The sequence below is a fragment of the Micromonospora sp. HM134 genome (assembly GCF_007833915.1).
Classification (GTDB): Bacteria; Actinomycetota; Actinomycetes; order Mycobacteriales; family Micromonosporaceae; genus Micromonospora; species Micromonospora wenchangensis.
On the sequence record NZ_CP041061.1, the window covers coordinates 820,677 to 835,247 of the forward strand.

15 protein-coding genes and 1 tRNA gene are annotated in these 14,571 nt (G+C 71.6%); 14 read left to right on the top strand and 2 right to left on the bottom strand.

What is annotated here, in order from left to right:
- The first annotated feature begins 1 nt into the window (after window position 1).
- The 5 genes from FJK98_RS33070 to FJK98_RS04050 all read left to right on the top strand — a co-directional run bounded on the left by FJK98_RS33070 (window position 2) and on the right by FJK98_RS04050 (window position 4,195).
- On the top strand, window positions 2–142 hold the full coding sequence (locus tag FJK98_RS33070) for a hypothetical protein (protein WP_168222380.1): 141 nt from the start codon (window positions 2–4) through the stop codon (window positions 140–142).
- Window positions 139–1,092, top strand: coding sequence for a 4-(cytidine 5'-diphospho)-2-C-methyl-D-erythritol kinase (locus FJK98_RS04035; protein ID WP_145917816.1), 954 nt, complete (start codon window positions 139–141; stop codon window positions 1,090–1,092). Before FJK98_RS33070 ends, FJK98_RS04035 begins: the two co-directional genes overlap by 4 nt.
- A 183-nt stretch (window positions 1,093–1,275) precedes the next feature.
- Window positions 1,276–3,078 (top strand): ABC-F family ATP-binding cassette domain-containing protein, encoded by a 1,803-nt coding sequence (locus FJK98_RS04040; RefSeq protein ID WP_145917817.1) that lies wholly within the window; start codon window positions 1,276–1,278, stop codon window positions 3,076–3,078.
- Window positions 3,079–3,168: 90 nt separating this feature from the next.
- Window positions 3,169–3,624: a DUF4383 domain-containing protein gene (locus FJK98_RS04045; RefSeq protein ID WP_145917818.1), complete on the top strand. Its 456-nt coding sequence runs from the start codon at window positions 3,169–3,171 to the stop codon at window positions 3,622–3,624.
- A 109-nt stretch (window positions 3,625–3,733) separates the two neighbouring features.
- On the top strand, window positions 3,734–4,195 hold the full coding sequence (locus FJK98_RS04050) for a DUF4383 domain-containing protein (protein WP_145917819.1): 462 nt from the start codon (window positions 3,734–3,736) through the stop codon (window positions 4,193–4,195).
- 8 nt (window positions 4,196–4,203) lie between these two features.
- Here FJK98_RS04050 and FJK98_RS04055 read toward each other — a convergent pair whose 3' ends face one another.
- Together FJK98_RS04055 and FJK98_RS04060 are read right to left on the bottom strand one after the other, a co-directional pair.
- Complete coding sequence (locus tag FJK98_RS04055) at window positions 4,204–4,893, bottom strand: TetR/AcrR family transcriptional regulator (RefSeq protein WP_145917820.1); 690 nt, start codon at window positions 4,891–4,893, stop codon at window positions 4,204–4,206.
- A gap of 113 nt (window positions 4,894–5,006) precedes the next feature.
- On the bottom strand, window positions 5,007–5,966 hold the full coding sequence (locus FJK98_RS04060; protein ID WP_145917821.1) for an acyl-CoA desaturase: 960 nt from the start codon (window positions 5,964–5,966) through the stop codon (window positions 5,007–5,009).
- A gap of 120 nt (window positions 5,967–6,086) precedes the next feature.
- Here FJK98_RS04060 and FJK98_RS04065 point away from each other — a divergent pair, with 120 nt between their 5' ends.
- The 9 genes from FJK98_RS04065 (at window position 6,087) to cysN (ending at window position 14,527) form a co-directional block, all read left to right on the top strand.
- Window positions 6,087–6,917 (top strand): helix-turn-helix domain-containing protein, encoded by an 831-nt coding sequence (locus FJK98_RS04065; protein WP_145917822.1) that lies wholly within the window; start codon window positions 6,087–6,089, stop codon window positions 6,915–6,917.
- A 46-nt stretch (window positions 6,918–6,963) separates the two neighbouring features.
- Window positions 6,964–7,035: transfer RNA gene (locus tag FJK98_RS04070), tRNA-Gln, on the top strand.
- Window positions 7,036–7,194: 159 nt separating this feature from the next.
- Window positions 7,195–8,637 carry a bifunctional UDP-N-acetylglucosamine diphosphorylase/glucosamine-1-phosphate N-acetyltransferase GlmU gene (glmU, locus tag FJK98_RS04075; RefSeq protein WP_240762908.1) on the top strand — a complete coding sequence of 481 codons (1,443 nt, stop codon included), beginning with the start codon at window positions 7,195–7,197 and terminating at the stop codon, window positions 8,635–8,637.
- A gap of 87 nt (window positions 8,638–8,724) precedes the next feature.
- The gene (locus FJK98_RS04080) at window positions 8,725–9,705 is read left to right on the top strand and encodes a ribose-phosphate diphosphokinase (protein WP_145917824.1); all 981 of its coding nucleotides are present in this window, start codon (window positions 8,725–8,727) and stop codon (window positions 9,703–9,705) included.
- A gap of 227 nt (window positions 9,706–9,932) precedes the next feature.
- Complete coding sequence (locus FJK98_RS04085) at window positions 9,933–10,625, top strand: 50S ribosomal protein L25/general stress protein Ctc (protein WP_145917825.1); 693 nt, start codon at window positions 9,933–9,935, stop codon at window positions 10,623–10,625.
- Window positions 10,626–10,724: 99 nt separating this feature from the next.
- Window positions 10,725–11,315, top strand: coding sequence for an aminoacyl-tRNA hydrolase (gene pth, locus FJK98_RS04090; RefSeq protein WP_145917826.1), 591 nt, complete (start codon window positions 10,725–10,727; stop codon window positions 11,313–11,315).
- A 120-nt stretch (window positions 11,316–11,435) separates the two neighbouring features.
- On the top strand, window positions 11,436–12,239 hold the full coding sequence (locus FJK98_RS04095; protein WP_145922560.1) for a 3'(2'),5'-bisphosphate nucleotidase CysQ: 804 nt from the start codon (window positions 11,436–11,438) through the stop codon (window positions 12,237–12,239).
- Window positions 12,240–12,317: 78 nt separating this feature from the next.
- On the top strand, window positions 12,318–13,232 hold the full coding sequence (cysD, locus tag FJK98_RS04100) for a sulfate adenylyltransferase subunit CysD (RefSeq protein WP_145917827.1): 915 nt from the start codon (window positions 12,318–12,320) through the stop codon (window positions 13,230–13,232).
- Entirely contained in the window at window positions 13,232–14,527 is a 1,296-nt protein-coding gene (gene cysN, locus FJK98_RS04105) for a sulfate adenylyltransferase subunit CysN (protein ID WP_145917828.1), read from the top strand. The genes cysD and cysN overlap by 1 nt, the downstream gene beginning before the upstream one ends.
- Window positions 14,528–14,571 lie beyond the last annotated feature (44 nt).

Sequence of the window (14,571 nt, forward strand, 5' to 3'; positions counted from 1 at the left end):
CGTGCCCGCCGAGGGACACGCCGCACCTGCGCGTACGACCTGGTTGCCGGCCGGTACGCCGCCGGCCGCCGACTCCGCCGAGGAGCTGATCGTGGAGATGCCGTTCGACATCCGCCCGTGCCGGCGGGACGTCACCCGGTGACCGAGGCCTGGCGACCGGACGACGACGACCAACAGCGGCGGGGCAGCAGCGGCCCGGTGCGGGTCCGGGTCCCCGCGAAGGTCAACCTGCACCTCGGGGTGGGCCCGCTGCGCCGGGACGGGTACCACGAGCTGAACACCGTCTACCACGCGATCTCGATCTACGACGAGTTGACCGCCCGACGCGGCGACACGCTCACCCTGACCATGGAGGGCGAGGGCGCCGGCGAGCTGGCCCTGGACGACTCCAACCTGGCCATCCGCGCCGCCCACGCCCTCGCCGGCTACGCCGGGGTGCTGCCGCACGCCCGGCTGCACCTGCGCAAGCAGATCCCGCTCGCCGGTGGGCTGGCCGGGGGCAGCGCCGACGCCGCCGCCGCGCTGGTCGCCTGCGACGCCCTGTGGGGCACCGGGCTGTCCCGCGACGAGTTGGCCGGGATCGCCGCCGATCTCGGCTCCGACGTGCCGTTCCTGATCCACGGCGGCACCGCGCTGGGCACCGGCCGGGGCGAGGCGGTCAGCCCGGTGCTGGCCCGCCCCACCTCCTGGCACTGGGTGGTGGCCGTCGCCGACGGCGGCCTGTCCACCCCCGCCGCCTACCGGGAACTCGACCGGCTGCGCGCCGCCGGCACCGCCGGCCCCCCGCTGGGCAGCACCGACGGCCTGCTCGGCGCGCTGCGTCAACGCGACCCCCGGGTGCTCGCCGGCTGCCTCGGCAACGACCTCCAGGACGCCGCCCTGTCGATGCGCCCGGCCCTGGCCGACACGTTGAAGGCGGGGGAGGCCGCCGGCGCGCTCACCGGTATCGTCTCCGGCTCCGGCCCCACCTGCGTCTTCCTGGCCCGGGACGCCACCGACGCGCAACGGATCGCCACCGAGCTGCAGGCCGCCGGAGTGTGCCGGGAAACCCGGGTCGCCCACGGCCCGGTCCCCGGCGCCCGCATCGGCTGACCCCTACCGGCCCTGCGCATGTGAGCCGATGTTGCGCTGTCCCCACCGCCGGATACCGCAACATCGCCTCCGTTGAGCTGATCACCGGGCGTTCGGGACGGCCCGGGTGTCCGCGTACCCTTGACCCAGGCGTCCCGAGGTGCCCGCCGGCACCGGGACGCCTTGATCATGAAAGGTGGGACCGTGGCCAACATCGTCAACCTGGACCGGGTGTCCAAGGGGTACGGCGCCGCCGGGCCGCTGCTCACCGACGTCTCGCTCGGCCTCGACGACGCCGACCGGATCGGCGTGGTCGGCCTCAACGGCGCCGGCAAGTCCACCCTGCTGCGGATGCTCACCAAGCAGGAGGACCCCGACGACGGCCGGGTCACCCACCGCCGCGACCTGCGGGTGCTCTGGCTGCCGCAGGCCCTCACCCTGACCCCCGAGGCCACCGTGCGGGACGTGGTGCTCGGCACCGCCTGGCTCGGCGAGAGCATGGGCGCCGAACACGAGTGGGCCGGCGACGCCGGCGTCCGGGGCATCCTCGACGGCCTCGGCATGCCCCACCTCGGCCTCGACCAGCCGGTCGGCCCGATGTCCGGTGGCGAGCGCCGCCGGGTGGCGCTGGCCGCCCTGCTGGTCCGCGAGTCCGACCTGCTCATCCTCGACGAGCCCACCAACCACCTCGACGTCGGCGGCGTCGACTGGCTCGCCCGGCACCTCGTCGGCCGCCGGGGCGCGCTCGTCGTGGTCACCCACGACCGCTGGTTCCTCGACGCGGTCTGCACCACCACCTGGGAGGTCGCCGACCAGACCGTCCGGGCCTACGAGGGCGGCTTCGCCGCCTGGACGCTGGCCCGCGCCGAACGGGAACGGGTCGCCGCCGCCACCGAGGCTCGCCGGCAGAACCTGCTCCGCAAGGAGATCGCCTGGCTGCGGCGCGGCCCGCCCGCCCGCACCTCCAAGCCGAAGTTCCGCATCGACGCGGCCAACGCGCTCATCGACGACGTGCCGCCGCCGCGCGACACCATGTCGTTGCAGCGGATGGCGACCGCCCGGCTCGGCAAGCAGGTGTACGACCTGGAGCACGTCCGGCTGCACGCCGGCCCCAAGGAGATCCTGCACGACACCACCTGGCAGGTCGGCCCCGGCGACCGGATCGCCATCCTCGGCCGCAACGGGGCCGGCAAGACCACCCTGCTGCGGCTGCTGGCCGGCATCACCCGCGCCGACGGCGGCCGGTTCCACACCGGCTCCACCGTCAAGCCGGCGTTCCTCTCCCAGGAACTCGCCGAACTCCCCGGCCACCTGCGCGTCCTGGAGGCCGTCGAGGAGGTCGCCCGCCGGGTGCAGCTCGGCGACCGGGAGATCTCCGCCGCCCAGCTCGCCGAGGTGTTCGGCTTCGACGACCGGCGGCTCTGGACCCCGGTCGGCGACCTCTCCGGTGGGGAACGCCGCCGGTTGCAGATGCTCCGGCTGCTCGCCGGGGAGCCCAACGTGCTGCTCTTCGACGAACCCACCAACGACCTGGACACCGACACCCTCGCCGCCTTGGAGGACCTGCTCGACTCCTGGCCCGGCACGATCATCGTGGCCAGCCACGACCGGTACCTGATCGAACGGGTCACCGACGCCGCGTACGGGATGTTCGGCGACGGCCGGCTGGTGCACCTGCCCGGCGGCGTCGACGAGTACCTGGCCCGCGCCGCCGACCCGGGTCCGGCCCGGACCACACCCGGCCCCGCCACCGGCCCCGAGACCCCGGCCACGGGCGGCATGTCCGCCGCCGAGGCCCGGCAGGCCCGCAAGGAGCTGACCCGGCTGGAACGACAGATCGGCAAGCTCGACCAGAAGGAGGCCACCCTCCTCGACCAGCTCGCCACGCACGCCACCGACTACGCCCGGGTCGCCGACCTCGACGCGCAGCTCAAGGAGGTACGCGCCGAACGGGAACGGACCGAGGAGACCTGGCTGACCCTCGCCGACGAGATCCCGCCCCTGTAGACCGGGGACGACCCCGTGTGCGGCGTCACACCCCGCCGTACGGGACAATCGTCGGCGACCCTCACCTCGAACGGCGTTGGAGACACAGTCATGGCCCACACCCCCGTCAACCACCCCGCGCGGCCGGTCTACCGGGCGATCGGCGGGCTCATCGGTCTCTACCTGGTGGTCTTCGGCGTGCTCGGCGTCATCGCCAGCGCCGGCAACGACTTCTTCGCCCAGGACGACACCAAGGTCCTCGGCCAGGGCACCAACCTCGGGTTCTCGCTGCTGTCCGTGCTGTTCGGGGTGGTCATCCTGGTCGGCACGGTGATCGGCCGCAACCTTGACGTGGCGATCAACCAGTGGCTGTCCTACACCCTGATGGTGATCAGCCTCGCCGGCCTGGCCTTCCTCCAGACCGAGGCCAACGTCGTCAACTTCAGCATCCTCACGGTGATCGTGCTGATGACCCTCAGCCTCGTCCTGCTGATGGTCGGCATGTACGGCAAGGTCGGCACCGAGGACGAGAAGGAAGCCTGGCAGAAGGCCCGCCTGGTGCTCTGACCCGCTCCGGCGTGCGGGCCGGGATGCGGCGTGACCTGGCGTTTCTCCGACGCCGGGCGGCGCGACGGGAGACAATCGTCCCGACACGTCGTCCGCGCAGGGAGGGGCCATGGCGCACTTTCCGGTCAACCATCCGGCCCGCCCGCTGTACCGGGTCTTCGCCGGCCTCGTCGGCCTCTACATCCTGGTCTTCGGCGTATTCGGCGTCGTGCAGACCTGGGGTGAGCCGCTGTTCGCCCGGGGCAGCCACTGGGCCCTGGGCCTGCGTACCAACCTGGCGTTCTCGCTGGTGTCGGTCGTCTTCGGGGTCGTCCTGATCATCGGGGCGTCCCGGCGCGGCAACCTCGGGCACATCATGAACCTCACCGCCGGGGTGGTCTTCATGGTCACCGGCATCGCGATGATGAGCGTGCTCCAGACCCGCGCCAACATCCTCAACTTCTCGATGTCGACGGTGATCGTCTCGCTGCTGTTCGGCCTGCTGCTCCTCGCCACCGGCCTGTACGACAAGATCGGCACCGACGAGCACGCCGCCCAGGAACGCGCCGACCGCCTCCACCCGGCCCGCTGACCCGCCGCTCAGCCACCCGGCCGTCCGGTGATCAGACCCGGCCGGGCCTCCAGGTGCGACAACCCGTTCCAGGCCAGGTTCACCAGGTGCGCCGCCACCGTCTCCTTGCGCGGCTGACGGACCTCCAACCACCAGCGCCCGGTCAACGCCACCATCCCCACCAGCGCCTGCGAGTACAACTCGGCCAGCTTCGGGTCGTAACCCCGGCTGGAGAACTCGGCCCCCAGGATGTGCTCCACCTGGTGCGCCACGTCGTTCATCACGCTGCTGAAGTTGCCGGCCGCCGACATCAACGGCGACTCCCGCACCAGCACCCGGAACCCGCTGGTCTCCTCCTCGATGTAGCCCAGCAGCGCCAAGGCCGCCTGCTCCAGCAACTCCCGGGGGTGGCCGGCGGTCAACGCCGTGGCGATCCGGTCCAGCAGGGCCCGCACCTCCCGGTCGACGACCACCGCGTACAGGCCCTCCTTGCCGCCGAAGTGCTCGTAGACCACCGGCTTGGAGACCCGGGCCCGCGCCGCCACCTCCTCGATCGAGGTCGCGTCGAACCCCTTCTCGGCGAACACCTGCCGGCCGATCGCGATCAACTGCTCGCGCCGCTGCGCCGCCGACATCCGTACCCGTGCCGCCGGCTTCGCGCCCGCCGCCGGCGCCGCCCGTCGTGTGCCGGTGTTCTCCCCACCCGGGGGCTGCGCCATCTCGTCACCTCGCCGGCGCTCGGTGACGCCCTGTCGTGGAATGCTCCGGTCGTGCCCGTCTGTCTCGGTCACCTGGCCATCCTGCCAGGTGACACCCCGGGGCACCGCCGGGTTCAGCGCCGCAGCGGCTCCCGCACCCGCTTCGCCGCCACCCGTTCCGGCCTCGGCCACCGCACGTCGTGCACCGCGCCGGCCCGCTCCAGCAACCAGATCGCCCGGGCCGACGGGTCCCACTGCCCGCGCAGCACCCCGTGCCGGGCGCTGGTCGGCTCGGCATGGTGCAGGTTGTGCCAGCTCTCCCCGAACGACAGCAGGGCCAGCGGCCAGAAGTTGGCCGCCCGGTCGCCCGGCCGCATCGCGAACGGCCGCTCACCGTAGACGTGACAGACCGAGTTGATCGCCCAGGTCACGTGGTGCAACAGGGCGATCCGGACCAGCCCGCCCCAGAAGAACGCGCTCAGCGCGCCGGCCCACGACCAGGTCAGCAGCCCGCCCATCAGCGCCGGGCCGAGCAGCGAGACGGCCACCAGCAGCGGCGAGAGCCGGTCCACCCGGCGGGTGTCCGGGTCGGCGAGCAGATCCGGCGCGAACCGCTCCCGGTTGGACAGCTCCCGGCCGAACAACCATCCCAGGTGCGCGTGGAACAACCCCTTGGCCAGGCCCCGCACGCTCTCGCCGTACCGCCAGGGGGAGTGCGGGTCGCCGTCGAGGTCGGCGAAGGCGTGGTGCCGCCGGTGGTCGGCCACCCACTGGATGATCTCGCCCTGCACCGCGAACGACCCGGCGACCGCCAGGGCCACCCGGACCGGGCGGCGGGCCTTGAACGCGCCGTGGGTGAAGTACCTGTGGTAGCCGACGGTGATGCCGAGCCCGGACACCACGTACCAGAGGGCCGCGACGAGCACGTCGGTCGCGTGCAGCCAGCCGCCCCAGGCCACCGGCACGGCGGCGAGCAGGGCCAGGAACGGCACCACCACGAAGACCCAGAGGGCGATCAGGATGCCCCGCGACTGGGGACCCTGGGTGAGCGGCTTCGGGCCGGCGGCACCGGCGTCCCGCAGGGTGGTCGACATGGCACCTCGCAGCGATCGGATACGCCTACGTCACCGTAACTTACGGGCCGGCCACAGTGGAGTGAACAGTGGCGCACGTGAATGAGTGCAGTGTCATACGGTCGTCTTAACCTGCCGGTCATGACCGATCCGACGGCCGCCGAGGTGCGCCGGCTACGCACCGGCGAGGGGCTCTCCGTCCGGCAGATCCAGGCCCGCACCGGCCTCGGCCGCAACCGGGTGTACGCGCTGCTGCGCGACGGCGCGCCCCCGGCCCGCACCCGACGACCCGCCGCCCGCGACGACCTGCGCGCGGCGGCGGTGGCACTGCGCGGCGAGGGCCGCTCGGTCGGCGACATCGCGGCCCGGTTGGGCGTCGCGAAGTCCACCGCCTACCTCTGGGTACGCCACCTCCCCCTCGACCCGGACGAGGAGGGCGCGGCGCGACGGCGGGCGCGGGCTAGGGCGATGAACGACGACCGGTGGGCGACGTACCGCGCGACACGTGACGCCGCGCAGGCCGAGGTGCACAGCCGGATGCGGGAGACGGTGGGGCGACTCGCCGACCGCGAGGTGCTGCTGCTCGGCGCGGCCCTCTACTGGTGCGAGGGCACCAAGTCCAAGCCCTGGCGACGTCACGATCATGTGCAATTCGTCAACACCGACGCCGGGCTGCTCCGGCTGTTCCTCCGCTTCCTCGCCGCCTGCGGGGTCGAACGGGACGTGCCCACCTACCGGGTGAGCATCCACGAGTCGGCCGATGCGGCGGCGGCGCAGCGCTGGTGGGCCGAGACCCTGGATCTGCCACCGCACCGGTTCCGGCGGCCCACCATCAAGCGCCACCAGCCGACGACGCGGCACAACACCGGCGAGAGTTACCACGGCTGCCTCGTGGTCGACGTGCCGAGGAGCCGGGAGCTGTACTGGAAGATCGAGGGTGTCGTCGCGGCACTCACCGGAGAGATCACATAGGGGTGGGGGTCGCCCGGGGGAGGCGCTAAGCTGTCTTGCGTCACATTCGGCCGTGGTGTAATTGGCAACACCCGGGTCTTTGGTACCCGTGTTTCAGGTTCGAACCCTGGCGGCCGAGCCGTCCGTCACCTCCTCCCTGATCGGGGTAAGGGGCGAAGTGTCCCCACAGTCTGGTTAGCATGGCGGCGAGACTGTCGCCTTCCCCGACGGGAGCCCACCCGTGTCCCAGCCCCACCGCCGTACCGTCGTCGTGCTCGCCGCCGGGGAGGGCAAGCGGATGAAGTCGGCGCTGCCCAAGGTGCTGCACCCGTTGCTCGGCCGGACGCTGCTCGGTCACGTGCTGGCCGCGGCCGGCCCGCTGCGCGCTGACCGGACCGTGGTGGTGGTCGGGCACGGGGCCGAGCAGGTCCGCGCCCACCTGGCCGAGGTCGCCCCGGACGCCACCGCCGTGCTCCAGGCCGAACAGCTCGGCACCGGACACGCCGTACGGATCGCGCTGGACGCGGTGCCGGAGGCCACCGGCACCGTCGTGGTGATCAACGGGGACGTGCCGCTGCTGCGTACCGAAACGGTGGACGCGCTGGTCGCGGCGCACGAGGGTGAGGGCGCGGCGGCCACGGTGCTCGCCGCCGAGGTGCCCGACCCGACCGGGCTGGGGCGGATCGTCCGGGACGCCGCCGGCCGGCTGGAGCAGATCGTCGAGGAGCGTGACGCGACCCCCGCCCAGCGCGCGCTGCGGGAGATCAACGCCGGCATCTACGCCTTCGACCTGGCCCGGCTGCGGGCCGCGCTGGGCAAGCTCTCCACCGACAACGACCAGGGCGAGGAGTACCTCACCGACGTCTTCGGGCTGCTCGGGTCGGCCGGTGAGCCGGTGGGTGTGCACGTGGCCGCCGACCACGTCGAGACGTTGGGCTGCAACGACCGGGTGGAGTTGGCCGGGCTGCGCCGGCTGCTGCGGGACCGGGTCAACGAGGCGTGGATGCGGACCGGGGTGACGATCCTCGACCCGGCGACCACCTGGATCGACGTGACCGCCACCGTCGGACGGGACGCGGTGCTCGACCAGAACACCCAGTTGCGGGGGGCCACGGTGGTGGGGGCCGAGGCGGTGGTCGGGCCGGACGTCACGCTGATCGACACGGTGGTGGGGGCGGCGGCGACCGTGCTGCGCAGCCACGCCACCGGCGCCGAGGTGGGCGCGGGGGCGAGCGTCGGCCCGTACGCCTACCTGCGGCCGGCGGCGCGGCTGGCCGAGAAGGCGAAGGTGGGCACGTTCGTCGAGGTGAAGAACTCCGAGGTCGGGCCGGGCGCGAAGGTGCCGCACCTGTCGTACGTGGGGGACGCGACGATCGGGGCGAAGGCGAACATCGGCGCGGCGACGATCTTCGTGAACTACGACGGGGTGAACAAGCACCGCACGGTGGTCGGTGACGGTGCGTTCGTCGGCTGCGACACGAACCTGATCGCGCCGGTCGAGGTGGGCGCGGGGGCCTACGTGGCGGCGGGCAGCGCGTTGAGTCAGGACGTGCCGCCGGGGGCGTTGGGGGTGACCCGGGCACCGCAGCGCAACATCGAGGGGTGGGTGTTGCGTAACCGGCCGGGCACGGTCTCCGCGCGGGCCGCCGAGCAGGCCCGGACGGCTGGTGAGGATGCGTCGGGTGGGCCGGCGTCGGCAAGTGAAGGTGAGGCAATCCACGGGGGTGCCGAGACGGTGTGAGGGTCGCCGTGGTCGGGGCATACTGCAACCGAATAGCCCCGGCCCACCGCCGCCGGGCACCACCGACCAACGGGAGCAGACGGGCCCATGGGCAGCATCGTCGCCGAAAACCGCAAGAGCCTGATGCTCTTTTCCGGACGTGGCTTTCCGGAGTTGGCCAAGGAGATCGGTGAGGTGCTCGGTGTAGCGCCGACCCCTTCCGACGCGTACGAGTTCGCCAACGGTGAGATCTTCGTACGGTTCCGGGACTCGGTGCGTGGTTCGGACGCCTTCGTGGTGCAGTCCGTCACGCACGGGGTCAACACCTGGGTCATGGAGACCCTGATCATGATCGACGCGCTGAAGCGGGGTTCGGCGAAGCGGATCACCGTGGTCCTGCCGTTCTACCCGTACTCCCGGCAGGACAAGAAGCACCGCGGCCGGGAGCCGATCTCGGCGCGGCTGGTGGCCGACCTGCTCAAGACGGCCGGCGCGAACCGGATCCTCACCGTCGACCTGCACACCGCGCAGATCCAGGGTTTCTTCGACGGCCCGGTGGACCACCTGTTCGCGATGGACATCCTCGCCGAGTACGTGGAGCACAAGTTCGCCGGCCGGCCGATGACGGTGGTGGCGCCGGACTCGGGCCGGGTGCGGGTGGCGGAGCGGTGGACGGACCGCCTCGGTGGCTGCCCGTTGGCGTTCATCCACAAGACCCGGGACCCGTTGAAGCCCAACCAGGTGGTGGCGAACCGGGTGGTCGGCGAGGTCGAGGGCCGGGTCTGCCTGATCGTCGACGACATGATCGACACCGGTGGGACGATCACCAAGGCGGCGGACATCCTCAAGGAGTCCGGTGCGGCGGAGATCGTGGTGGCCTCCACCCACGCCCTGTTGTCCGACCCGGCGACCGAGCGGTTGAAGAACAGCCCGATCACCGAGGTGGTGGTGACGAACACGCTGCCGTTGCCGCCGGAGAAGCAGTTGGACAAGCTCACCGTGCTGTCGATCGCGCCGTTGCTGGCGCGGGCGATCCGGGAGGTCTTCGACGACGGGTCGGTGACAACCCTCTTCGGTGGCCTGAGTTGACGCGCGGACCGGGGGACTGCCGGAAGGCGCGGAAAGACCTCGGGTAGACTGGTGCGGTTGCCACGGCGAGGGTGCCCGGCGGGCCGCTGATCGAGCGCCGCACGGAGGCACCGTCATCGACGCGGTGCTCCGGGCAGTCGTTCATGACGCATGAGCCCCAAGCGAGCCCCTCGCCCCAGCACCGCCAGACGACAAGCCGCCGTAGCGTTAGCATCAGGAGTTTCCCCGTGTCCGAGGTAAAGATCAGCGCCGAGCCCCGTACGGAGTTCGGCAAGGGTGGTGCCCGTCGTACCCGTCGGGCCGGCAAGGTGCCCGCCGTGCTGTACGGTCACGGCGAGAAGCCCAAGCACATCGCGCTCCCGGCGCGGGAGTTCGCCGCCGCGATCCGTAAGGGCGGCGCCAACCAGCTCTTCGCGATCGAGGTCAGCGACGGCACCCAGGTGCTGGCGCTGCCGAAGGCGATCCAGCGTGACCCGATCCGGGACAGCTTCGAGCACGTGGACCTGCTGCTGGTCCGTCGGGGCGAGAAGGTCACCGTCGAGGTTCCGGTCCAGCTGACCGGTGAGGCCGCGCGGGACACCCTGATCGTGCACGACCACGACACCCTCTCGGTGACCGCCGACGCCACCAAGGTGCCGGACCACCTGGAGGCGTCGATCGAGGGGCTGGAGGCCGGCAGCCAGGTCACCGCCGCCGACGTCGAGCTGCCCGCGGGTGTGGAGCTGGCCGCCGACGCGGAGCAGACGGTCGCCTCGGTGACCGCCGCCCCGACCGCCGAGCAGCTGGAGGCCACCCTGCCGGAGGTCGAGACCCCGGCGACGGAGGCCGAGGAGGCCGCCGAGGGTGCGGAGGCCGCCGAGGGCGCCGAGACTCCGGCCGCCGAGGGCGAGGAGAGCACCGAGGCGAAGACCGAGGCCTGACCGGTCGCATCGTTCACGGCAGGCGCTCCCGTCGCGGGGGCGCCTGCCGGCGTATCGGGGCAGCGGCGGCGCGCAGACGGCGAGCGGGAGGTACGGGACGTGACGGACGAGACGGGGCCGTGGCTGGTGGTCGGCCTGGGCAATCCGGGTCGGGAGTACGCCGGGAACCGGCACAACGTCGGTTTCATGGTCGCCGAGTTGCTCGCCGTACGGCTGGGTGGGCGGTTCGGGCGGTACAAGCGGGTGGTGGCGGACGTCGCGGAGGGGCGGATCGGCTTCGGTGGGCCGAAGCTGGTGCTGCTCAAGCCGCAGACGTACATGAACCTGTCGGGTGGGCCGGTGGCCGCGCTGGCCCAGTTCCACAAGATCCCGGCCGACCGGGTGATCGCGGTGCACGACGAGCTGGACATCCCGTACGGGCAGCTGCGGGTGAAGCTGGGCGGCGGCGAGGGCGGGCACAACGGTCTGCGGTCGATGTCGAAGTCGCTGGGGACGAAGGACTACGTGCGGGTGCGGTTCGGCATCGGCAGGCCGCCGGGGCGGCAGGACCCGGCGGATTTCGTGCTGTCGGATTTCGGCACCGCGGAGCGCAAGGAGTTGGAGTTTCTGGTGGACCGGGCCGCTGACGTGGTGGAGTCGGTGGTCACCAAGGGGGTCGAGCCGACCCAGAACGCGTACCACGGGGCCTGAGTCGCGGGGGGCGTACTCGTGGCGCGCTCGCGTTGGCGGTAGTCTGCGCGTTCTGGCGTGGCGCGCGACCCCGCGCGGGCCGTGGTAGGCGACGGGAGCGAGTTCGTGGGCAGTCCTCCGATGATCGACGGCGCGTTCGCCCGCTGGCTGGCGGACCGGGCCGGGCAGGCCCTGCTGGAGCTGCGCGCCGAGATGGGGTTCGCGGACGCGGCGGCGTTGAAGTCGGCCGGGGACAAGGTCTCGCACGACCTGATCCGCAGCGAGCTGGCGAAGTGGCGGCCCGGTGACGCCGTCCTCTCCGAGGAGGACGAGGGGTCGCGGCTGGTGGACACCGCGGGTGGGGTGTCCCGGTTGACCGCCGACCGGGTGTGGATCATCGACCCGTTGGACGGCACCCGGGAGTTCTCCGAGGAGGGCCGCGCCGACTGGGCGGTGCACGTGGCGCTCTGGGCGCGTAACGCGCCGACGCCGCACGGGCTGGTGGCGGGGGCGGTGGGGTTGCCGGCGCAGCACCGGGTGCTGGGCACGGACTATCCGCCGGCGTACCCGCCGATGACGGTGGAGGCGGCCACGACGGGTGACCGTACGCTGCGGTTGGCGGCGAGTCGGAGCCGGCCGCCGGCGTTCCTGACCGCCCTGGCCGAGGACGTGGGCGCCCAGTTGGTGCCGATGGGTTCGGCGGGGGCGAAGATCGCGGCGGTGGTGACCGGTGACGTGGACGCCTACATCCACGCGGGCGGCCAGTACGAGTGGGACTCGGCGGCCCCGATCGCTGTGGCGACGGCCACCGGGCTGCACGCTTCCCGAATCGACGGTTCTGCGCTGAGATACAACGAGGCGGATCCGCGCCTGCCGGACCTGCTGGTCTGCCGCAAGGATCTCGCCAGCCGGTTGCTTGCAGCGCTGCAGAGGCATTCCGGGTAGCCTGAGCGCTGTTTTTGATTTGTCCGACCGGAAAGGTCTGGAATCCATGTACGGATCCGCGCCGATCGAGCCCGTGGCATGACCGCCCCCGGCCGCTTCTACCAGGTCTCCCAGCTCGACGAGTTGGAGGCGGAGAGCATCTTCGTGATGCGTGAGGTGGTCGCCGAGATGGAGCGGCCGGTGCTGCTCTTCTCCGGTGGCAAGGACTCGATCGTGATGCTGCGGCTGGCGCAGAAGGCGTTCGCCCCGGCCAACATCCCGTTCCCGGTGATGCACGTCGACACCGGGCACAACTTCCCCGAGGTGCTCGACTACCGCGACCAGCGGGTCGCCGAGCTGGGTCTGCACCTGGTCGTGGCGAGCGTGCCCGACGCCCTGGCGGCCGGGACGGTCCGTGAGTCGGGTGACGGGATGCGGAACCGGATCCAGACGCCGGTGTTGTTGGACGCGGTGGAGAAGCACCGGTTCGACGCGTTGTTCGGTGGGGCGCGGCGGGACGAGGAGAAGGCGCGGGCGAAGGAGCGGGTGTTCTCGTTCCGGGACGAGTTCGGGCAGTGGGATCCGAAGAACCAGCGGCCGGAGTTGTGGTCGTTGTACAACGGTCGGCATCATCCGGGTGAGTCGATCCGGGTGTTCCCGTTGTCGAACTGGACCGAGTTGGACATCTGGCACTACATCGCCCGGGAGCGGGTGCCGTTGCCGTCGATCTACTACGCGCACGACCGTGAGGTGGTCGAACGCGACGGCATGCTCTACGCCGTCAACGAGTTCTTCCGGCCCCGGGCGGGTGAGCAGCGGTTCAAGGCCCGGGTGCGGTACCGGACGGTGGGCGACGCGTCGTGCACGGCGGCGGTGCGTTCGGACGCCGACACGGTGGAGAAGGTGATCGACGAGGTGGCCGCGACGCGGATCACCGAGCGGGGGGCGACCCGGGGCGACGACCGGGTCAGCGAGGCCGCCATGGAGGACCGCAAGCGGGAGGGCTACTTCTGATGAGCGCCGAGACGGTGTCACCCGAGGTCGAGGCCCGACCGATGGATCTGCTGCGGTTCGCGACGGCGGGCAGTGTGGACGACGGGAAGTCGACCCTGATCGGTCGGTTGCTGTACGACACGAAGTCGTTGTTCACCGACCAGTTGGCGGCGGTGGAGGCGGTCAGCGCGGCCCGGGGTGACGAGTACACCAACCTGGCGTTGCTCACCGACGGTCTGCGGGCCGAGCGGGAGCAGGGCATCACCATCGACGTGGCGTACCGGTACTTCGCCACCCCCCGGCGCAAGTTCATCATCGCCGACACCCCGGGGCACACCCAGTACACCCGCAACATGGTGACGGGCGCGTCCACCGCCGATCTGGCGTTGATCCTGGTGGACGCGCGCAAGGGGCTGGTGGAGCAGTCGCGGCGGCACGCGTTCCTGTGTTCGCTGCTGCGGGTGCCGCACCTGGTGCTGTGCGTCAACAAGATGGACCTGGTCGACTTCTCCCAGGAGGTCTTCGAACGGATCGCCGACGAGTTCACCTCCTTCGCGGCGAAACTCGACGCGCCGGATCTGACCGTCGTGCCGATCTCGGCGTTGCGTGGCGACAACATCGTCACCCGGTCGGAGAACATGCCGTGGTACGAGGGGCCGTCGCTGCTGCACCACCTGGAGCACGTGCACATCGCCTCGGACCGGAACCTGGTCGACGTGCGGTTCCCGGTGCAGTACGTGATCCGCCCCCAGTCGACCACCGTCACCGACTACCGGGGTTACGCCGGGCAGGTCGCCTCCGGCGTGCTCAAGCCCGGCGACGAGGTGATGGTCCTGCCGTCCGGGTTCACCAGCCGGATCGCCGCCATCGACACCGCCGACGGCCCGGTCGACGAGGCGTTCCCCCCGATGTCGGTCACCGTCCGCCTCGACGACGAGATCGACATCTCGCGCGGCGACATGATCTGCCGGCCGAACAACGCCCCGGCTGTCTCGCAGGACATCGAGGCGATGGTCTGCTGGATGGACGAGACCCGCCCGCTCCAGGTCGGCGGCAAGTACACCATCAAGCACACCACGCGTTCGGCGCGGACGATCGTGCGCGGCCTGTACTACCGCCTCGACGTCAACACCCTGCACCGTGACGAGACCGCCAGCGAGCTACGCCTCAACGAGATCGGCCGGGTGCGGTTGCGGACCACCGTCCCGCTGCTGGCCGACGAGTACCGCCGTAACCGCACCACGGGCGGCTTCATCATCATCGACGAGTCCACGAACCGCACCGTGGCCGCCGGCATGATCGTCGACACCGCCTGACCCACCCCGATCCCTCCCTCCCGGCGCTTGCGCCGCGCCCCGGC